The sequence below is a fragment of the Mesorhizobium sp. WSM4904 genome (genome assembly GCF_029674545.1).
GTDB lineage: Bacteria > Pseudomonadota > Alphaproteobacteria > Rhizobiales > Rhizobiaceae > Mesorhizobium.
Map to the genome: position 1 here is coordinate 3,468,234 of NZ_CP121354.1, position 20,455 is coordinate 3,488,688.

A 20,455-nucleotide genomic window follows, 5' to 3' on the forward strand; every position below is an offset into this window, starting at 1 on the left:
TGCTCAAGAGTCTGACAAAGCGGACGCTGGCAGCTAGGGCTTATGGGGTTTGTCTTGCACGACTATCAGACGACAGTTAAAGCGCGCGTGACGTTGACCGGCACGGGCGTGCACAGCGGCAGGCCCGTCACCGTTCATTTCCTGCCCGCAGACGCCGACACCGGCATCGTGTTCCACCTTTCCACGGGCGATCAAAGCCGTGAATTCCGCGCGTTGGTCTCCGAGGTCGGCGCCACCGACCTTTGCACCATGCTCGGCGATCCGGACGGCGAGCACATCGGAACCATCGAGCACCTGATGGCGACGGTGTTCGGACTTGGCATCGACAACCTCATCATCGAGATCGACGGCTCGGAAGTCCCCATTCTCGACGGCAGCGCCATGGCCTTTGTCGAGGCGTTCGATCAGGCGGGCATCGAGACGCTTTCGGTCAGGCGTCGCTATATACGCGTGGTCAAGCCGGTTCGCATCGAGGCCGGCGCATCATGGGCGGAGTTCCGCCCCTATGACGGCACGCGCTTCGAGGTCGAGATCGATTTCGAGAGCCCGGCCATCGGCCGCCAGCTCTTTGCCTCCGACATCAACCCCGACATCTTCCGCCACGACATCGCGCGGGCCCGCACCTTCGGCTTCATGAAAGATGTCGAGCGGCTGTGGGCCGCAGGCTACGCGCTCGGCTCGTCGCTGGAAAACTCGCTGGTCATCGGCGACGATAACCGCGTCATCAATGTCGGCGGGCTGCGCTATCCGAACGAATTCGCCCGCCACAAGACGCTCGACGCCATGGGCGACCTGGCGCTGGCCGGCGCGCGCTTCATCGGCTGCTTCCGCTCCTATCGCGGCGGCCACCGGATGAATGCTGCGGCTCTGCGCCGCCTGCTGTCCGACCGCACGGCCTTCGAGATTGTCGAGACGCGACGCCGCGAGCGTGGTCGCGCCGCCGAGATGATCGCCGTCAGCGGGCCGGTCTACGCGCCCTGGGTGATCTGATTCTTAACGGTTTTCTGGCTTTGTAGGCGGAGCTTGTGTTGCATGGTTGCATCACAAGCCCGTGAAATCGCGCAGCTTTGGGCACGGCGCCAAACCGCCACAAAAATGCGCGATTGGCCGCAGATAGCGTTGCCGCATTAGGCAGTTATGGTTTATGGCTGCTGCCCCAGATCGAAATGACGCCGAAAGGGCGGAAATCAATCATGTTGCTTAAGCGAGTTGGTCAATCGAATGCGCCGCGTAGGGCTGTTTTCCTGGCGTTTTCGTTGATCGCCCCTTCGCTCGTGCTGTCAGCCTGCATGTCGTCCGAGAAGGATGTCAACCTGGCGACCTATGTCGACCAGACTGAGCCGGCCGACGTTCTTTACAACCAGGGCTTGGCCAACATGAACGCCGGCCGCCTCGACGAGGCGAGCAAGAAGTTCGACGCCGTCGACCGCCAGCATCCCTATTCGGAATTCGCCCGCAAATCGATGGTGATGGGTGCTTTCGCCGACTATCGTGCCGGCAACTATGACGAGGCGATCGGCACCGCCAAGCGCTATCTCACGCTCTACCCGTCGACCGACGATGCCGCCTATGCCCAGTATATAATCGGGTTGAGCTACTACCGGCAGATCAAGGACGTCACCCAGGACCAGAAGGAAGCGCGCCAGACGGTGCAGACCATGCAGGACCTGGTGACGCGCTGGCCGACCTCCGAATATGTCGACGACGCCAAGGACAAGATTCGCTTCGCCACCGACCAGCTCGCCGGCAAGGAGATGCAGATCGGCCGCTATTATCTCGAACGGCGCGAATATATCGCCGCCGTCAAGCGCTTCCGTACAGTGGTCGAGACCTACTCCAACACACGCCATGTCGAGGAGGCGCTCGCGCGCCTGACCGAAGCTTATTATGCGATGGGCCTGACCTCGGAAGCGCAGACGGCCGCGGCGGTGCTCGGCCACAACTATCCAGACAGCCAGTGGTACAAGGATTCCTACAAGCTCCTGCAGAGCAATGGGCTTGAACCACGCGAGAATGCCGGGTCGTGGATCTCCAAGGCCGGGAAGCTGATCACCGGCGCCTGAAGCTTCCCTGATGCTGTCCAGACTGTCGATCCGCGATATCGTCCTGATCGAGAAGCTGGACATCGACTTCCTGCCTGGGCTCTCCGTGCTGACCGGCGAGACCGGGGCCGGCAAATCGATCCTGCTCGATGCACTGTCGCTGGCGCTTGGCGCGCGCGGCGACGCTTCGCTGGTCCGTCATGGCGCGGCACAGGGCCAGGTCATTGCCGTGTTCGACGTGCCGCGCAACCATCCGGCGCGCGCGCTGCTCGCCGAAAACGACATCGAGGACGATGGTGACGTCATCCTGCGGCGCGTGCAGACCGCCGATGGCCGCACGCGCGTCTTCGTCAACGACCAGCCGTCCAGCGTGACCCTGATGCGCGACGTCGGCCGCGCCTTGGTCGAGATTCATGGCCAGCATGACGAGCGCGCGCTTGTCGATCCCGGCGCGCATCGCGAGTTGCTTGACAGCTTTGGCGGTCATCTTGGCGCCGTGCGCGGCACCGGCGAGGCTTGGCGCTACTGGCGAAACTGCGAGCAGGAGCTTTCCCGGCATCGCGCCAAGGTCGAGGCGGCGGCGCGCGAGGCGGATTATCTCAGAGCGTCCGTCGCCGAGCTGGCGAAGCTCGATCCGCAGCCGGGCGAGGAAACCGAGCTGGCAGAACTGCGCGCCCAGATGATGCGCGCCGAAAAGATCGCTTCCGAGATCCACGATGCGCAGGACGTGTTGTCGGGGCCGTCCTCGCCCTTGCCGCAGCTCGCCAGCCTGCTGCGCAGGCTGCAGCGCAAGTCGGGCGAAGTGCCGGGCCTGCTCGACGAGGTGGTGAAGTCGCTGGACGAGGCGATGATCTCGCTCGACGCGGCGCAGTCCGGCGTCGAGACGGCACTTCGCGCCACCGAATATGATCCGCAGCGCCTGGAAAAGGCCGAGGAGCGGTTGTTCTCGCTGCGCGCGGCCTCGCGCAAGCACAATGTCGCGGTCGACGACCTGGCGCAACTGCGCGACACGATGGCGGCCGACCTCGCCGACCTCGACGCCGGCGAGGAGCGGCTGCACGGACTGGAGAAGCAAGCCGCCGCCGCGCGCGAGGCTTACGACATTTCCGCGGCGCAACTCTCTTCGCTGCGCCACGCGGCGGCGGCCGGGCTGACCAAGGCGGTGATGGCGGAACTGCCGGCGCTCAAGCTCGAGCGGGCCGAGTTCATCGTCGAGATGGTGAGCGACGCCGAAAGTCGCATGGAAGAAGGCATAGACCAGGTCGAGTTCTGGGTGCGCACCAATCCGGGTACAAGGCCGGGACCGATGATGAAGGTCGCGTCGGGCGGCGAGCTGTCGCGCTTCCTTCTGGCGCTGAAAGTGGCGCTGGCCGACCGCGGCTCGGCGCCGACCCTGGTTTTCGACGAGATCGACACCGGTGTCGGCGGCGCGGTGGCCGACGCCATCGGCCAGCGGCTGGCCAGGCTGTCGAAGCGGGTGCAGGTGCTTTCGGTCACGCATGCGCCGCAGGTGGCGGCGCGCGCCGCCACCCACTTCCTCATCTCGAAATCCGGCGGCAAGGACCGTGTCGCCACCGGCATCGCCGAAATGGACCGCGCGGCGCGCCAGGAAGAGATCGCGCGTATGCTGGCCGGCGCCATCATCACGGATGAAGCGCGCGCCGCGGCGGAACGCCTGCTGCGCGAGAACACGGCGGCAGCCTAAAGCGCGTCGCGATCTTTCAGATTCGCGCCATGCGCTTTAGGTTTCTGATTTCACGCATGTCTTTGTCCCGAAACCGGTTCCCACTTTCGGGTGACATGCTTTAGGCGGCTTGAATTCTTTCACGTTCGGAAGATGAGTCAGCAGATGGCTGCATCCTGCTGTTCAGGAATGATTTTTGCGCAAGCCGACTCCCTGCCGACGATTCCTGATTTATAGTGGCCCGCCATAATTCGAGGACCGCACTTCATGTCGGAAAAACCAGTCGAATCGCTGAGCGAAAGCGAGGCCGCGGATGAGTTGAAGCGGCTGGCCACGGAGATCGCCGAGCACGACCGGCGCTACCACACAGAAGACGCGCCGACGATTTCGGACGCCGAGTATGACGCGCTGGCGCGGCGCAACCTCGCGATAGAGGAACGCTTTCCCGATCTCGTGCGCGAGGATTCGCCGTCGCGGCGGGTCGGCGCACCGCCTGCGGAAGGCTTTACCAAGGTGCGCCACGCGGTGCCGATGCTGAGCCTCGCCAAAGCCTATACCGACCAGGACGTCGCCGATTTCATCGAGCGCGGCCGGCGCTTCTTCGACCGCGACAAGGACCTCGACATCGCCTTCACCGCGGAGCCCAAGATCGACGGGTTGTCGGCCTCGCTGCGCTATGAAAACGGCGTGTTCGTGCAGGGCGCGACGCGCGGCGACGGCGCCGTCGGCGAGGACATCACCGCCAATCTGAAGACGATTGCCGATATTCCGAAGAAGCTGCACGGCTCGGGCTGGCCGGAGGTCATCGAGATCCGCGGCGAGGTGTACATGACCTATGCGGAGTTCGAGGCGCTGAAGGAACGCTCGGCGGCCGTCGGCGGCCAGGACTATGTCAATCCGCGCAACACGGCGGCCGGATCGCTGCGCCAGAAGGATCCCTCGGTCACCGCCAGCCGCAACCTGAAATTCTTCGCCTATGCCTGGGGCTATACGACGGCGGATCCGGCTCCGACCCAGTACGATTCCGTGCAGAAGTTCAAGGAGTGGGGGTTCAAGGTCAGCCCGCTGATGGTGCGCGCGAAGTCGATAGACGAACTCATTGCCCACTACCATCGCATCGAGGAGCAGCGCTCCTCGCTCGGCTACGACATCGACGGCGTCGTCTACAAGATCGACCAGCTCGAGCTGCAGCGCCGCTGGGGGTTCGTCACGGGTGAGCCGCGCTGGGCGGTCGCCCACAAATTTCCAGCCGAACAGGCGATGACGACGGTACAGAGGATCGACATCCAGGTTGGACGCACCGGCACGCTGGCGCCGGTGGCGCGGCTTGCGCCCGTGACGGTCGGCGGCGTGGTGGTCGAGAACGTGACGCTGCACAATGAAGACTACATCAAGGGCTTCGACAGCAACGGCCAGCCGATCCGCGACGGCATCGACGTGCGTATCGGCGACACGGTGGTGATCCAGCGGGCGGGCGACGTCATTCCGCAGATCGTCAGCGTCGTCATCGACAAGCGGCCGGCCGCCGCGGTGCCTTACGAGTTCCCGCATACCTGCCCGGTCTGCGGCTCGCCGGCGACGCGCGAGATCAACGAGAAGACCGGCAAGGAGGATTCCCGCCGGCGCTGCACCGGCGAGTTGATCTGCGCCGCGCAAGCGGTGGAAGGATTGCGCCATTTCGTGTCGCGCGGCGCGCTCGATATCGAAGGCCTGGGCGCTGAAAACATCGACCTCTTCTTCAATGCCGGGCTGGTCAAGACGGCGGCCGATATCTTCACGCTGAAGGACCGCCGGCCGTCCGTCACCAAGGCGCTGGCCGAGCGGCGCGAAGAGCAGGCGAGGCTGCGCGAGGAGGCATCGGGCAAGACGCGCAAGAATGTGCGCAGCATCGAGGAGCGCAACTACGAAGGGCTGGACAAGCTGTTTGCCGCTATCGACGCGCGCCGCGAGCCGGAGCTCGACCGCTTCATCTTCGCGCTCGGCATTCGTCATATCGGCGAGACGACGGCCGCCGTGCTTGCCCGCCAGTTCTCGACAATCGAAGAACTGATCCGTGTCGGCAAGAAGACGGCAAAGGCGGAGGATCCGCACGACGTCTTCCCGTCGATCAACGGCATCGGCGACACGGTGATCAACGCGCTGCGCGATTTCTTCGGCAACGAGCGCAACGACGATGTGCTCGATGCGCTACTCGCGCAAGTCCATCCGAAGCCGTATGTCATGGAGATCTCGGCCGGCAGCGAGGTCTCTGGCAAGACGGTGGTGTTCACCGGCACGCTGGAAAAGATGACGCGCTCCGAGGCCAAGGCGATGGCCGAGCGCCTTGGCGCCAAGGTCGCGGGCTCCGTATCGGCCAAGACCGACCTGGTGGTCGCAGGTCCCGGCGCCGGCTCCAAGCTCAAAACGGCGACCGATCTCGGCATCGAGGTGATCGACGAGGATACCTGGCTGCAGCGCATCGGCAGGGGCGGCTGATGGCGGGCGCGTTCAAAGGTTTTGGCGAGAAGGCCATCCCGTTCCTGAAGGCGCTCGATTTCCACCAGAGCCGCGAGTGGTTCCAGGAAAATCGCGACCTCTACGAGAGCCAATTGCACGAGCCGTTCTGTGATCTCGTCGAGACGCTCAGCGAGCGTTTTGCGGCGGCGAGACTTGGCCTGCGCGGCGACCGCAAGAAATCGCTGTTCCGCATCAATCGCGACGTGCGCTTTTCCAAGGACAAGCGGCCCTACAACCGGCATCTATCGGCCATCCTTTCGCCGGACGGCACCAAGATGGAGCAGGGCGTGTTCTACGTGCATATCGGACTGGAGCGCTGCTTTGCCGGCGTCGCTTGGTGGCAGCCGGGGCCTGAACTGCTGCAGGCGATGCGCAAGGCGATCGTGACGAAGCCGGCGGCGTTCCGTGGCACGGTGGCGGCGTTGAAGAAGGGCGGCCTCGCGCTCGATTCGGAAGATCGCCTGAAGCGCGCGCCGCGCGGCTTCGAGGACGTCACCGATGACGATCTCGCCCAGGCGGTGCGCAACCGGCATTTCGTGGTCCGGCACGACATCGATCCGCCGACGATATATTCGGCCGGGCTGGTCGACGATCTCGTCGATTTCACCTCGCGCGCCAGGCCGCTGCTCGATTGGGGCAGGGCGATCCAAGGTACGGCCGCGTAGCCGGAAATCCGCTTCGCGATCAGTTCCGCTGATCGTCGGCTCAAGCGAATTGGTGTGACAAGCAAGGCGACGCTCCCTACATCAAACCACCTGAAGCGCGTCACCTGAAACGGGTTCAGGCGACGCGCTTCAAGTCCTTGTTTTGATGCATGTCGTTATCCCAGAACCGCTGCGCACTTCTAGGCGACATGCAAAAGGGAGCAGTTGGATGTCAGCGGAAGCAATCTCCGAAGGCCGTGCGCAGAGCGATTTCTGGGACGGCGTGCGGCTGTCGATGCCGGTGGTCGTCGCCTCGGCGCCGTTCGCGGTGCTGTTCGGCGCTTTAGCCGTCGACAACGGCCTTTCCGTTCTCGAGGCCTTTCTGATGAGCGCCATGATCTATGGCGGCGCCAGCCAGATGGTGGGCATCGAACTGTTCGGCCAGCATGTCGCGCCGTGGCTGGTCGTGCTGTCGATCTTCGCGGTGAATTTCCGCCACGTGCTCTATTCCGCCGGCATCGGCCGGCGTATCACGCATTGGCCGGTGCTGCAGCAGGCGCTCGGCTACTTCATCCTGACCGATCCGCAATATGCCATCGCCGAGGCGAAGGCAGAGTCCGGCCGGCCTGTCGGCTTCGTCTGGTATCTGGGACTCGGCCTGCCGGTCTATGTGTTCTGGGTGATCGAGAGCGGCCTGGGTGCGGTGTTCGGCAAGATGATCCCGGATACCCATGCGCTGGGCATCGATTTCCTGCTGCCGATCTATTTCCTCGGCCTCGTCATGGGCTTCCGCAAGCGGCCGCTCTGGCTGCCGGTGGTCACCGCGAGCGCGGCCGCCTCGATCGTCGCCTACAGGACGGTCGGCTCGCCCTGGCATGTCTCGATCGGCGCGATCGCAGGCGTGCTCCTGGCGGTGATCCTGCCACCGCATCACAGCGGCGTGGGGGAGCGGCCATGAGCACGACCTTCTGGATCATCCTTGCCGGCGCCGTCGCCACCTATCTCACGCGCGTCGGGGGGCACCTCGTCATCTCGCGCTTCGAAAACGTCCATCCACGCGTCGAGGCGGGCTTGAATGCTGTGCCGGCCGCCGTGCTGACGACGCTGGTGGCGCCTGAACTCCTGCATGCCGGACCCGCCGAATGGGCGGCGCTGATCGTCACCGCGCTGGTGTCGTTGCGCGGCGGCCTGATGGCGATGTTTTTGGCGGGCACTGCCGCACTGATATTGGCGCGGCAGTTCGTGGCATAGGTCAGATCTTCGCGTCGTGCGGAAGCGGCGCGGTCGCCTTCTCCAGCCAAGCCAGCGTCTCGCCATCCACCATCGGACCGATCTCGGCCAGGACCCGCGCGTGATACTGGTCGAGCCAGTGCAGTTCGTCGCGGGTCAGCAGATCGCTGCGGATAAGGCGCTTGTCGATCGGCGCCAGCGTCAGCGTCTCGAAGCCGTGCATGGCGATGTCGCCGCCCTCGATCTGCTCGGCGGGCATGACCAGGATAAGGTTCTCGATGCGGATGCCGTAGGAGCCTTCCTTGTAGTAGCCCGGCTCGTTGGACAGCATCATACCGGCAAGCAGCTTCTCGGTGCCGGTGCGGGCGATGCGCTGCGGGCCTTCATGTACGGCAAGATAGGAGCCGACACCGTGGCCGGTGCCATGGGCGAAGTCGCAGCCATGCTTCCATAGCGCCATGCGGGCGACGGCATCGATTTCCGAGCCGCGCGTGCCGGCAGGGAAGCGCAGCGTCGAGATGCCGATCATGCCTTTCAGCACCAGCGTGAAGCGTTCGCGCATCTCCTCGGTCGGCTGGCCGATCGGCACGGTGCGGGTAATGTCGGTGGTGCCGTCCTGATATTGTCCGCCGGAATCGAGCAGGAACAGCTCACCGGTTTGAAGCTTGCGGCTGGTGGCGCGCGAGACGCGATAGTGCATGATGGCGCCGTTCGGGCCGGCGCCGGAAATGGTGTCGAAGGAGACGTCGCGCAGCGGCATCTGCGTTTCCTCGCCGGTCTGCCGGCGGACTTCTTCGAGCTTGGTCACAACGTCGATCTCGTCGAGCGTGTCCGGCTTCTGCCGGTCGAGCCAGCAGAGCAGCTTGGCGACCGCGGCACCGTCGCGACGATGCGCGGCGCGGCTGCCCGCGATCTCGGCCTGGTTCTTGGTGGCGCGCGGGATGCGGGCCGGATCGGCGGCGGATATCACCTTGCCACCATTGCTCTCGACCAGCATCTTCAGCTTTTCCGCAGTCAGCACCGGATCGAGCGCGATTTTTGCACCATCGTCGGCAAGCCCAGCGACGGCTGCTTCGAACTCGCCCGGATCGTGCAGGTCGGCGAGCTGGGTGAGATAGGCCGCGACCTGGCGCGAGAATTTGCGCGGGTCCATGAAGAGCTGGTGCTTGCCGTCGGCGGCCAGGATGGCGAAGCCTAAGGCCAGCGGCGTGTGCGCGACGTCACCGCCACGGATGTTGAAGGCCCAGGCGATGGAAGAGGGGTCGGTCAGCACGGCGTGCGTCGCGCCGTCCTTTTCAATCGTGCCGGCCAGCCGCGCCAGCTTGTCCTTGGCGAGCTCGCCGGCAAAGGCGATCGGGTGGAGCTCCACCGGCGCGCGCGGCGGCTCCGGCTGGTCCCTCCAGATGAGGTCGATCGGGTTCTTGTCGAGCGGCACCAGCGTCGCGCCGGACTGCTCGGCCGATGCCCTCAGTGCCTTGACCTCACCGATCGTATGCAGCCACGGATCGAAACCGAGCCTGGCGCCCTTGCCGAGATTGTCCTTGATCCAGGAGGCCGGCGGATTGTCGATAAGGCTTTCGATGGTGAAGATGGAAAGGTCGACTTCGCCCCGCACCTGTAGTGTATAGCGGCCGTCGACGAAGACGAAGGCTCGATCACGCAGGATGATGGCGACGCCGGCCGAGCCGGAAAAGCCGGTCAGCCATTTCAGCCGCGCCGAGCGATCGGCGACATATTCGCCTTGGTGTTCGTCGGCACGCGGCACCATGAAGCCGTCCAGGCCGTTCTCCGTCAGCCACTGGCGCAGCATCGCCACGCGCGGCTTGCCGACAGCCGGATCGCCGGCGGAATCAAACGTCTGGAACATTGTGGCATCTCCCTCGAATGGCTTGCCGCGACCCTAGAGCGGTTCACCGTTTCATGGAAACGGCGAACCGCCCTATCTCTTTGTTTTGATGCAATTCCGGGCGGAAAACCGTTTCGCACTTTTCCTGGAATTGCTCTAGCGCATACCCCTGGCAACCGGAATCGATTTCGGCAGGGCCAGATGGCGGCTGTGTCTCAGCGCTTGAGGTGGATCGTCACCCAGCCCTCGCGATGCAAGGTGCGGACGTGGCGGAAGCTCTGGCCGACATAGGCCGAGATTACCGCATCGCGCTGGCGGTCGAGGATGCCCGACAGCACCAGCGACCCGCCCAGCTTGACGTGCCTTGCCATCTCGGGAGCCAGCCGCATCAGCGGCCGCGCCAGTATATTGGCGGCGATCAGGTCGAAGGGCGCGCGCCTGGCGAAGATCGGGTGATGGAAGCCAGGCGCCGCCACCGTCTCGACCAGCGCCTTGACATGATTGAGGCGCGCATTGGCGGCGGCGACGCGAACCGCGACCGGGTCGATGTCGGTCGCCAGCACGGGGATATGCGCGAGCTTCGCCAGCGCTATCGCCAGCACGGCACTGCCGGTGCCGAGATCGAGCGCGTTGCGCGGCCGTTCGCGCAGCACCACCTGCTCCAGCATTTCGAGGCAGCCGGCGGTTGTGCCGTGATGGCCGGTGCCGAAGGCAAGGCCCGCCTCGATCTCGATAGCGAGATCGCTGCTGTGGCGCTTGCCGCGATCATGCGCGCCGTGGACGAAGAAACGTCCGGCGCGGACCGGCTTCAATCCTTCGAGCGAGCGCGCCACCCAGTCGATGTCGGGGAGCGTTTCGCGTTCGACCTGCTTCGGCAGGGCGAGTCCAGCGAGGATGTCGTTGATCCGGGCTTCGACGGCATCGACATCGCCATCGGCATAAAGCGACACTTCATGGATGTCGTTGGCCTCGTCGACCTCCAGCACGGCGAGCGGCAAGCCGTCATCCTCGAAAGCAGCGTCGAGCGCCGCGAAGATGCGGTCGGCCTCGGCCTTGCCCGCGGTGAAATGGAGCCTGGTCTGCCCCATCAGGGCGACTCATGTTCGAGCATGATCATTTTCGAGAACCGGTTCCCACTTCTTGCTACGCCGACCTTCGGTTCGGGATCATGCCTGGCCGCCCGCCGCAAGCCGCTTCAGCTTGGCAATCGCGGTGTCGGCGCTTTCGCCATAGGCGATGGTGCCGGCGAACTCGCCCTTGGCGTTGAGCAGCAGAACCGAGGCCGTGTGGTCCATCGTGTAGTCGCCGTCGCCGGTGTCGACCTTCCTCCAGTAGATGCCGAAGGCCTTTGCCATGGCGTGCACCTTGTCCGGATCGCCGGTGATGCCGGTGATGCGGTCGGAGAAATTGCTGACGTAGGAATTCATGATCTCCGGCGTGTCGCGCTCAGGATCCACCGTGACGAAGTAGGCGTTGAGGTTCTTGCCGTCGTCGCCCATCGTCTTCAGCCAGCCGGCCAGTTCGAAGAGCGTGGTAGGGCAGACTTCCGGGCAGTGGGTGAAGCCGAAGAAGACGACGCTCGGATGACCCCGGAACGCGGCCTCGGTGATCGGCGCTTTCTTCTGGTCGATCAACGTGAACGGCGCGCCGTACGGCTCGCCGCCGTAGTGGCCGCGGTACCAGTCGAAGGTGAGCCAGCCGATGCCCGCCGCCATCAGGACGAGAATGCCGACCAGGATTGAGCGCATCATCAGAAATTATCCGTCGTGATTGCCATGGCGTGCCGGATCGGGCGCGGGCCTGTTTCGACAGACAGTTCTAGCGGTTCGTCGCCACGGGCGCAAAGATGTCGCGTTGCCGCAACCGTGACGACCCGAATGGTGCACGAGGCCCAGCGCCGTGATCGAACGGCTTGCAAATGCCTCGGTCTTATCCCACCTGACATCGGCTAAACGCGAACCCGAGGAGGTCTCCTTGCGAAAACTGATCGGCTTATTCGCCGCATGTCTTGCCCTGAGCGCCGGCGCAGCGGTGGCGGACGAAGTCGGCAAAGTCGGCGTCGACTGGGTCGGCAACGACATCATGATCGACGCGATCAAGGACCCGAAAGTCGACGGCGTCACCTGCCATGTCGCCTATTTCGACCGCAGCATCATCGATCGATTGCACAAGGGCAATTGGTTCGAAGACCCGTCGGATTCGTCGATCTCATGCCGCCAGACCGGGCCGATCACCGTCGGCGACATCGACATGAGCGAAGGCGGCGAGGAGGTGTTCAAGCAGGGCCTCAGCCTGATCTGGAAGAAGCAGGTGGTGAACCGCATCTACGACAGGAAGAACGAGACGCTGATCTATCTGTCGCATTCGCGTCAGGTGCAGAACGGTTCGGCGAAGATGTCGGTCACCACCGTGCCTCTCTATGGCCAGAACGTCGTGTGGACGAAGGGCAAGCCGCAATAGGCTCCGACTGCTCCCGCTTGCGGGACCAATCGCTCGGGCGTAAAGCCGCGCCATGGACCGCCCCGAACACCTCGTCCTGAAAGACCCTGAACCGCGCATCCATCCGACGGCGGAGCTGAAGGGATGCAAGCTCGGTCGCTATGCCTCGATCGGCGAGCGGGTGATCCTGCGCGAGGTGACTGTCGGCGACTTTTCCTATTTCGAGCGCCACTCGGAAGCGATCTACACGACGATCGGCAAGTTCTGCTCGATCGCCGCCAACAGCCGCATCAACGCGCTCGAGCACCCGATCGAGCGGCTGACCCAGCACAAGGTCAGCTACCGGCCGAACGAGTATTTCCGCTGGCTCGGCGTCGATGCGGCGTTCCGCGAGCGGCGGCAGGCGAGGTCGGTCAGCATCGGCCACGATGTCTGGATCGGCCACGGCGCCGTGATCATGCCTGGCGTGACGATCGGCAACGGTGCCGTCATCGGTGCTAACGCCGTGGTGACGCATGACGTGCCGCCTTACGCGATCGTCGCCGGCGTTCCGGCCAAACCCCTGCGTCAGCGGTTCGCCGCCGACGTTGCGGTACGCATCGAGAGCCTCGCCTGGTGGGACTGGGCGCCAGAAAGACTCGCCAGGGCGATCCCGGACATGCAGTCGTTGCCGATCGAGGCCTTCCTCGATCGTTGGGAAGACGAAGCCTCCTGATCCGTCACGATTTCAGGAATCAGTGCCCCTTCCGCCATGCGGGGGTGGCGCGGCGGAAGGGGCTGGAGGTAAACCCGCTGTGAAGCGGAGCAGCAGGCTTCTTCACCTGCACCGAAACTATCGCAACAAACCCATAAGGTGGTTTTTCCTGAAGCTGCCCTTTTGGCGTGTGCTCAATTGTACAGGATACAGTCGCAAAAATACTGCCGGCAGGGAACCGGGAGCGGCTGCCGCCTGTTTTTGATCAGGATCTGTATTCAGCCCTCGGCCGAATCCAGAACGCTTGGCCATTCAAGGATTTTCGATGATTGAAAAGTTTTTCACCAGGATCGCCAATGCCGTGGCGCATCTCGCGGGGATGCCGCCGACATTTGCCTTGTGCGGGTTGGTCATTGTCGTTTGGGCTTTGAGCGGACCGGTCTTCGGCTTTTCGGATACTTGGCAGCTGGTCATCAACACCGGGACGACGATCGTCACCTTTCTGATGGTGTTCCTCATCCAAAACACGCAGAACCGCGATAGCGCCGCGATCCAGACCAAGCTCGACGAGCTGATCCGCGTCAGCCGCGCTCATAACACCTTCATTGGCATCGAGCATCTGACCGAATCCGAGGTCGAGGAGATCCGCGAAAAATGCGAAAAAGCCGCAAAGCGGCATGACCGGGAGGTTGCCGCCGTGACCGTCAAGAAGGCCGCCGGGCAAAAGCACGCCCCCAAAAAACACGCCGCTTGAGCGCCGCCTTATCGTTCGGGATGCGGCTCGTTCGGTGGCTCAGCCGTCCATAAAGGCCGCGAACGCATCCTTGTGATCGGGATGCCAGCGCGACAGGGCAGGGCGGTTTTCGATGATGTCGCCAATCGCCCAGGCCATGCGCTTTTCATCCGTGGGCCGCGCAACCTCGTTGTCCGGGCAAAGGATGTAGAAGTCGCCCTGCTTGAGCGACGCCAGCATGAAATCGATCACCTGCTCGCCCGTCCAGGCGCCGGCCGGCTTTTCCGTCGCGCCCTCGGTCAAGCCGGTATAGGTGAAGCCCGGGATGAGCAAATGCGCGGAAACCTTTGCTCCGGGTTCGTTGCGCAGCGCATGGGCCAGGCCTTCGGTGAATGTCTTCACGCCAGCCTTGGAGACGTTGTAGGCGAGATTGCCGGGCGGCGTCGTGATGCCCTGCTTGGAGCCTGTATTGATGATCAGGCTAGGCTTGTCCCCGGCCAGCATGCGCGGCGCGAAGGCCTCGACGCCGTGCACGACGCCCCAGAAATTGATGTCCAGCAGCCGCTTCCAGGCGTCGCGGTTTTCCCACGGCTTGCCCGGATTGTTGCCGACGCCGGCATTGTTCATCAGGACCGAGACGGCGCCGAATGCACCGTAAGCGAGTTCGGCCAGGCGGTCGACCTCGTCGGCCTTCGAGACGTCGGTTGGAATTGGGAGAACGGCATCGTCCCCGGCAATGTCGGCGACCGCCTGCCGGGCCTGGTCGAGGCGCACGCCGCCGATATCGGCAATGACCGTCTTCATGCCCATGGCCGCAAATCGTTTCACGGCGGCAAGGCCGATGCCGCTCGCGCCGCCGGTGACGACGGCGACATTGCCGGAAGCGAAAGCGGGCAGGGCGGTCTGGATTTCGGCGTCGCTGGTCATGGTCGATGTCCTTGTTCCGGGTCGAGCCGAACTTAACGCCAGTCGGGGCCGAGACAAGCCTCGATCGCCGCAGTAATTGACCGCGACAGCGGCAACGGGTTGACCGCGACAGCGGCAACGGGTTGACCGCGACAGCGGCAACGGGTTGACCGCGACAGCTGCCGGCGCGCATGCTGCCGCAAAAAGGAGTTGGGTATTGACCGATTGGATCGGCATCCTGAAGGAGCAGACCGCCACCGGCGAGCAGATGGGCCGCGACGTGCCGAAAATGCTTGCCAATCCCGATATCAGCGAGACACAGGTAAAGACGTTGTTCGCGGCGCTGGAGGAACAGGCTGACTTCGCCGAGAAGCTGCGTCTGGCGCTGGAGAAGTTCGGCCACGACTTTCCCGTCATCAAGGCGGCCGAGCGGCTGGAGGAGCGCTACGCCGACCTTGCCGCCTCGGCGGCCGAGAAGCTGAAGGCGATGAGGAAGTAGCGCGGTTTTTTCGCAATTTCCGAACAGGAAACCGCTACGCACTTTTTCCTGGAATCGCCCTGGCTATTTTTCGATTAGACGTTCGAAACGTTTGTCGGGCGCAAACCAGATGGTGGCCACCAGCACATAGATGGCCACGCCGATCCATTGGCTGACGAAGGTCAGCGCTATCCCGGCCAGATAAAGGGCCAGCGAAATCTTGCCCTTGCGGTCCTGGCCCAAGGCCCGGGCAAAGGTCGTCTCGGCGCCGTGCAGATGGCGCAGTTTGATGGCCAGGATGTTGTAGGCAACGGCGCAGAGCGCCAGATCGACGCCGTAGACGGCAACCGGCACCGGGGCGAAATGATTTTCGCCCATGAAGGCCGTGGTCACCGGCATCAGCGACAGCCAGAACAGAAGGTTGAGGTTGGCCCACAGGACACGGCCGTCGACGCGCTGCACGGTGTGGAACATGTTGTGCAGATTGTTCCAGTAGATGCCGACATTGATGAAGGACAGCACGTAGCAGAAGAAGACCGGCCAAAGCGGCACCAGCGCGGCCAGGTCCTCGCCGTGCGGCACCTTCAATTCCAGCACCATGATGGTGATGATGATGGCGACGACGCCATCGGTGAATGCCTCGACCCGTCCCTTGCCCATGGTTCCTCCTTCGTCGGTTGACAGACGTTACGCAAGGATTTCGCACAAGGCCATACTGCCAGAATTGTCAGGAGGGCGTTCGGAATGCGGGACGGCCGCCACTACATGGGTGTCGGGGCTTGCAAACTGGCCGGAGGTTCCGATGACCAGCTACGCTCAGATAATCACGCGCGACAATGAACTCAGCGGCGGCGGCGCGATGGCTGCCGTCGCCGCCATGATTGCAGCGCTCTTTGCCGGGAGCACGGCTTTGACGCCGCTCTATGTGATCTACAAACAGGCCTTCGGATTCTCGCAGATCACCCTGACATTGGTCTATGCCGTGTATGTGGTCGGGAATCTGGCGGCGCTGCTGTTTTTCGGCCGATTGTCGGATGTCATCGGCCGCCGCCCGGCGGCGATGGCGGCAATGGGCGTCGCCGTGATCAGCGCGCTGTTTTTCCTCTTTGCCGAAAACCTGGCTTGGCTCGACATCGCCCGTATCCTCAGCGGGCTCGGCATCGGGATCGGCGCGGGAACCGGAACTGCCTGGCTCGCCGAACTGATCGAAGGCGAGGACAAGTCGCGCGCCGCCATCATTGCCACCAGCACCAACTTCGTCGGCCTCGGGGCCGGTGCGTTGGCGTCGGGGCTGCTCGCCGAATACGCGCCCTGGCCGCTCAGGCTGACGTTCGCAGTCTATCTCGGCTTGCTTCTGCTGGTGACCCTCATGCTCTGGCGCACGCGAGAAACCGTGCCGCAAACCAGGCGGCTCGTCGAAATTTCGATGCGGCCGCGGCTTTCGGTTCCCGCCGGCATTCGCGCGCAATTCGTGGCGCCGGCGGTCACCGGCTTCGGTGCCATGGCGCTGGTCGGCTTCTATGCGGCGCTGGCGCCGAGCATCCTGGCGCAGCAGCTTCACGTGACCAACCACGCCGAGGCCGGCGGGCTGTTCTTCGAACTGTCGATCGTGGCGGCCGCGACGATCCTGGCGACGGCACGACTGTCGAGCCGCTTCACGATGCTTGCCGCGCTCGTGTCGATGATCCCGACCGTGGCGCTGATCGTCGCGGCCCAGGTCTTCGCCTCCACGGCAATCATGGTCATCGGCACGGCGCTGTGCGGCGTTGCCGCCGCCTTCGGCTATCGTGGCGGCCTGCAAGTGGTGAACCACATAGCGCCGGCCGACCGCCGCGCCGAGGTGGTTTCGGCCTTCTTCGTCTGCTGCTTCTGCGGCAATGCGCTGCCGGTCATCGGCATCGGCGTGCTGTCGAGCCTGACCAGTGCTATCGTCGCAAGCCTGGCCTTTGCCGGCATGATCACGATCTTCGCGCTGGTGGCGCTGGGGTTCGGCCTGCGCTACGCGAGGTGATCTCGAACAGCGCAGCGATGCCTCAGCCGTTCGGCGTTTCGGGCGAAAGGTGCGCGCGCTGGCGCGGCACGCCGAGGCCGGTGTCCGGAGGCTCGCCCGCGGCCGGCCGCCCCTCGATCATTTGCACGACCCGCCAACGGCCGAAACGATAATAGGCGGCGGCCAGCATGAGCGAAGTTATCGAGCCAGCCGGGAAACTCCACCAAAGCGCCTCCTGGCCGATCACGCTCCTGAAGGAATAGGCGAAGCCGGTGCGAACGATCAGCACCGAGATGATCAGGATGATGAGCGGCGGCATGACGGCGCCGGTAGCGCGCACCGTGGCGAACAGCACGATGGTGATGCCGAACAGGATGAAGGACCAGGACGCGACCTTGTTGATGTGGGCGGCGATGTCGATCGCAATGCTGTCGCCGGTCAAGAACAGGCTGAGCACCGCGCGATCGAAAACGAACAGCAGTGCCACCAGCGCGCCGGTAAGCACGAGGTTGAACCCGACGCCCGAAGCGGCGACCCTGCCGATGCGATCCCAGCGCCCGGCGCCGACATTCTGCGCCGCCATCGAGGAGACTGCGGCGCCGATGGCCAGAGCCGGCATCTGGATATAGGTCCAGAGCTGCGCCGCGATGCCGTAGGCCGCTGCGACCTGCGAGCCGTAGGAATTGACGATCCCCATCACGGTCAGCGCCGCGGCCGAGATGACGATCATCTGCAGGCCCATCGGCACGCCCTTGAAGACGACGATGCGCAAAAGCGCCGGGTCCGGTTTGAGCAGGGCGAGGTCGCCGCCCGCCAGCCGCAGCGGATTCTTGCGCGCATAGAGCACGATCAGGATGGCGACCACGCTCACCGTCTGGCCGATCAGCGTCGAGGTGGCTGAACCGGCAATGCCAAGCTCTGGGAAGGGGCCGATGCCGCGGATCAGCAGCGGGTTCAAAACGACGTCGAGCACGACCGCCAGCGCCATGAAGACAAACGGCGTGCGCGAATCGCCAGCGCCGCGCAGCACGGTCATGACAAAGGACAACAGGTTCATCATCGGCACGGCGACGAAGATGATGCGCAGATAGGCGCGCGCCAGCGGCAAGGCGTCCGCCGGCGTGCCGAGCCCGGTGAGGATGGCGTCGACCCAGATCCAGCCGCAGACCGCGAACACCATCGAGACGAGGAAGAAGAAGGTCGCGCTGGTGCCGACGATGCGCCGTGCCTCGGCCAAGTCGCGGGCGCCGACGGACTGCGCGACCAGGATGGTCGCCGCCATGCCGATGCCGAACACCGTGCCGAGGATCAGGAACAGCACCAGATTGGCGTTCGAGGTCGCGGTCAGCGCCGCCTCGCCGAGGAAGCGCCCGACCCAGACGGCGTTGATCGAGCCGTTGAGCGACTGCAGCACGTTGGAGCCGAGCACCGGCAAGGCAAACAAAAGCAGCGTGCGCGGAATCGGGCCGCTGGTCAGGTCGCCGGTCCGCCGGCGAGCGGGCTTGTTGTCATCCATGTTGTTATCCATGGTGGGGCGGGCACCGAAAATGAATCAGGCCCGCGATGCTATCGCAGGCCTGACGGTGATGCATCCCTTGCGGGCTGGATGCCTCGTGGCACCCGACACGATGAACGGTTTTAGTTCGCGGCGAGGCTATTTCCAGACAGGCCGGGGATCGTGACCTGATAGACAAGGAAGGTGGTGTCGACATCGGCGCCATCCTCGGCCTTGTAGGGCGCGCCGACCTGGAAACCGTCCTGGGTCAGGAAGTCGTTGTCGTTGGCAACGAACAGGAAATAGTCGTCGGGCAGCTTCGGATCGAGCACGCTCACCAGCGACATCGCTTCCCACTTCTCCGAGAGGTTGTTCTTGTCGTTCGGCGCGCCATTGTGCAGGCCGAAGCGGCCGAGCTCACTCTTGTCGTTGATATCGACGAAGGCGGTGAGCTTGGCCGGCGTCACCGACGGGTCGAGCACGCCCTTCGGCGCGACCGGCTTGTTGGCGGCGTCGAACGGACCATTGGCGATATCGGTCGCGCCCGTCAGGTCGACAATGTTGATCTTGCGGTAGACAGACTCGGCGTCCTTCAGGCCCTGGCCGTTGCCGCTGTCACGCGACAGCATCAGGAAGCTCTTGTCGGACAGCGCCACGATCTCGCTCTGCGCGGCCACCTTGGTCCTGCCTTTGGCGTCCTTGAACACCGGCAGCGGCACGACATATTCGTGCGCCAGCTTGAGGTGGGCGAGGTCGGAGGCGTCATAGACGAGCGCGCGGGTGTTCTGGCGCGTCGAACCGGAATCGCCGCCATCCTGGCGCGGCGCCGACTGCAGCACCGCGATCAGGAACTTGCCGTCCGGCGTCATCGACATGCCTTCGAGGCCCTGGTTGTTCTGACGGCCGGTCTCGGGATCCTTCGGATCGGGCTCGGCCGCGCCCGGGCCGGGATTATTCGAGGCGAAGTTCGGCTTGCCGTGGCGCATCGGCACAAGGGCCGCCGGCGGCTGGGTGGCCGACATCAGCCGGCCGTCGGCCGAGAAGCGGTAGATGTTGGGGCCATATTCGTCGGAGATGAACATGGTGCCGTCGGGCAGGCGCACGATCGCCTCGTCGTCCAGCGCCAGCTTGCCGTTGTCGGCCTGCGGCAGGATCGGCATGTCGCCGGCGGCCGGGCGCACGCCGTTGAGCGGATCAAGACCGGTGGCGTCGGCGCCCTTGTCGTCGGTCAAGAGCATGGTGTCGGCTAGCGTCGCCTTGACGCCCGACTGTTCCTGGCTGGCGGCGGGCGCGGCGCCCGGAGCGGTCGGCGTCAGCTCGATCGAAATGGTGTTGAGGCGCGGGCGGTAGTCTGTGGTGCCGACGACGTTGTAGCCGCGGTCCGGCAGCAGCCACAGCGAGCCCTTGTAGCCGGCGCCGTCACGCGTCCAGGACTTGGTGTCGATCGACATGCCGGAGCCCGAACCGAAGGTCTCGCCGAACTTGTCCTTCTGGCTGGCCGGAATGCGGCCGATCCCGACAAGCCCCTTGTTGACATAGGCGACGCCGTCGGCGAGCGCCGGGGTCAGGGTGGTGAACAGGGCAAGCGCGATGCCGAGCGAGACAGTGCGGTTCAAACGTTTCATGGATATCCCCTTCTTGACGAACAGATCGGCCAATGCCTGGAAGGGCGCGGCATCGAAGATGCGGCGAGCCGGTTTCCGTCGAGCGGTCTAGGACTTGAACGTGATGGTTGCGTGACAGTTTCCCTTCTCCCACAAGGGGAGAAGGGAAAAGCG

Annotated in this window: 19 protein-coding genes; 12 read left to right on the forward strand and 7 right to left on the reverse strand. The window is 64.2% G+C overall.

Going from position 1 to position 20,455, the window contains the following annotated elements; all coding sequences use genetic code 11:
- The first annotated feature begins 42 nt into the window (after positions 1–42).
- The 7 genes from lpxC (at position 43) to QAZ47_RS16535 (ending at position 8,117) form a co-directional block, all read left to right on the forward strand.
- On the forward strand, positions 43–990 hold the full coding sequence (gene lpxC, locus QAZ47_RS16505) for a UDP-3-O-acyl-N-acetylglucosamine deacetylase (protein ID WP_278230064.1): 948 nt from the start codon (positions 43–45) through the stop codon (positions 988–990).
- Between the two features lie 203 nt (positions 991–1,193).
- Positions 1,194–2,063: an outer membrane protein assembly factor BamD gene (locus tag QAZ47_RS16510; protein WP_278201795.1), complete on the forward strand. Its 870-nt coding sequence runs from the start codon at positions 1,194–1,196 to the stop codon at positions 2,061–2,063.
- Positions 2,064–2,073: 10 nt separating this feature from the next.
- On the forward strand, positions 2,074–3,747 hold the full coding sequence (gene recN / locus QAZ47_RS16515) for a DNA repair protein RecN (RefSeq protein ID WP_278230065.1): 1,674 nt from the start codon (positions 2,074–2,076) through the stop codon (positions 3,745–3,747).
- Positions 3,748–3,993: 246 nt separating this feature from the next.
- Entirely contained in the window at positions 3,994–6,201 is a 2,208-nt protein-coding gene (gene ligA / locus QAZ47_RS16520) for an NAD-dependent DNA ligase LigA (protein ID WP_278230066.1), read from the forward strand.
- Positions 6,201–6,887, forward strand: a complete 687-nt coding sequence (locus QAZ47_RS16525) for a TIGR02453 family protein (RefSeq protein ID WP_278230067.1) — start codon at positions 6,201–6,203, stop codon at positions 6,885–6,887. Before ligA ends, QAZ47_RS16525 begins: the two co-directional genes overlap by 1 nt.
- Positions 6,888–7,095: 208 nt before the next feature.
- Entirely contained in the window at positions 7,096–7,824 is a 729-nt protein-coding gene (locus QAZ47_RS16530) for an AzlC family ABC transporter permease (protein ID WP_278230068.1), read from the forward strand.
- Positions 7,821–8,117 carry an AzlD family protein gene (locus QAZ47_RS16535; RefSeq protein WP_278230069.1) on the forward strand — a complete coding sequence of 99 codons (297 nt, stop codon included), beginning with the start codon at positions 7,821–7,823 and terminating at the stop codon, positions 8,115–8,117. The genes QAZ47_RS16530 and QAZ47_RS16535 overlap by 4 nt, the downstream gene beginning before the upstream one ends.
- Position 8,118: 1 nt before the next feature.
- On the opposite strand, the gene QAZ47_RS16540 is transcribed toward QAZ47_RS16535, so the two are convergent.
- From QAZ47_RS16540 to QAZ47_RS16550, 3 genes are all read right to left on the reverse strand, one after another.
- Positions 8,119–9,963 carry an aminopeptidase P family protein gene (locus QAZ47_RS16540; protein WP_278230070.1) on the reverse strand — a complete coding sequence of 615 codons (1,845 nt, stop codon included), beginning with the start codon at positions 9,961–9,963 and terminating at the stop codon, positions 8,119–8,121.
- Positions 9,964–10,157: 194 nt separating this feature from the next.
- Positions 10,158–11,030: a 50S ribosomal protein L11 methyltransferase gene (locus tag QAZ47_RS16545; protein WP_278230071.1), complete on the reverse strand. Its 873-nt coding sequence runs from the start codon at positions 11,028–11,030 to the stop codon at positions 10,158–10,160.
- Positions 11,031–11,108: 78 nt separating this feature from the next.
- The gene (locus QAZ47_RS16550) at positions 11,109–11,693 is read right to left on the reverse strand and encodes an SCO family protein (protein WP_278201803.1); all 585 of its coding nucleotides are present in this window, start codon (positions 11,691–11,693) and stop codon (positions 11,109–11,111) included.
- A gap of 223 nt (positions 11,694–11,916) precedes the next feature.
- On the opposite strand from QAZ47_RS16550, the gene QAZ47_RS16555 reads away from it, so the two are divergent.
- From QAZ47_RS16555 to QAZ47_RS16565, 3 genes are all read left to right on the forward strand, one after another.
- Positions 11,917–12,402 carry a CreA family protein gene (locus QAZ47_RS16555; protein ID WP_278201804.1) on the forward strand — a complete coding sequence of 162 codons (486 nt, stop codon included), beginning with the start codon at positions 11,917–11,919 and terminating at the stop codon, positions 12,400–12,402.
- Between the two features lie 52 nt (positions 12,403–12,454).
- Positions 12,455–13,096, forward strand: coding sequence for a DapH/DapD/GlmU-related protein (locus tag QAZ47_RS16560; protein ID WP_278201805.1), 642 nt, complete (start codon positions 12,455–12,457; stop codon positions 13,094–13,096).
- Positions 13,097–13,400: 304 nt separating this feature from the next.
- Entirely contained in the window at positions 13,401–13,829 is a 429-nt protein-coding gene (locus QAZ47_RS16565) for a low affinity iron permease family protein (protein WP_278207864.1), read from the forward strand.
- Between the two features lie 39 nt (positions 13,830–13,868).
- On the opposite strand, the gene QAZ47_RS16570 is transcribed toward QAZ47_RS16565, so the two are convergent.
- A complete protein-coding gene (locus QAZ47_RS16570) occupies positions 13,869–14,735 on the reverse strand; it encodes an SDR family NAD(P)-dependent oxidoreductase (protein ID WP_278201806.1) in 867 nt (288 codons plus the stop codon).
- 196 nt (positions 14,736–14,931) lie between these two features.
- Here QAZ47_RS16570 and QAZ47_RS16575 point away from each other — a divergent pair, with 196 nt between their 5' ends.
- Positions 14,932–15,213, forward strand: coding sequence for a hypothetical protein (locus QAZ47_RS16575; protein ID WP_278201807.1), 282 nt, complete (start codon positions 14,932–14,934; stop codon positions 15,211–15,213).
- A gap of 63 nt (positions 15,214–15,276) precedes the next feature.
- Here the strand turns inward: QAZ47_RS16575 and QAZ47_RS16580 are convergent, their stop codons facing one another.
- Positions 15,277–15,852: a TMEM175 family protein gene (locus QAZ47_RS16580; protein ID WP_278201808.1), complete on the reverse strand. Its 576-nt coding sequence runs from the start codon at positions 15,850–15,852 to the stop codon at positions 15,277–15,279.
- A gap of 142 nt (positions 15,853–15,994) precedes the next feature.
- On the opposite strand from QAZ47_RS16580, the gene QAZ47_RS16585 reads away from it, so the two are divergent.
- Positions 15,995–17,203, forward strand: coding sequence for an MFS transporter (locus QAZ47_RS16585; protein ID WP_278230072.1), 1,209 nt, complete (start codon positions 15,995–15,997; stop codon positions 17,201–17,203).
- Positions 17,204–17,225: 22 nt separating this feature from the next.
- Here QAZ47_RS16585 and QAZ47_RS16590 read toward each other — a convergent pair whose 3' ends face one another.
- Both QAZ47_RS16590 and QAZ47_RS16595 read right to left on the reverse strand, forming a co-directional pair.
- The gene (locus QAZ47_RS16590) at positions 17,226–18,698 is read right to left on the reverse strand and encodes an MATE family efflux transporter (protein WP_278230073.1); all 1,473 of its coding nucleotides are present in this window, start codon (positions 18,696–18,698) and stop codon (positions 17,226–17,228) included.
- 122 nt (positions 18,699–18,820) lie between these two features.
- Positions 18,821–20,302 (reverse strand): esterase-like activity of phytase family protein, encoded by a 1,482-nt coding sequence (locus QAZ47_RS16595; protein ID WP_278230074.1) that lies wholly within the window; start codon positions 20,300–20,302, stop codon positions 18,821–18,823.
- Between the last annotated feature and the right edge of the window lie 153 nt (positions 20,303–20,455).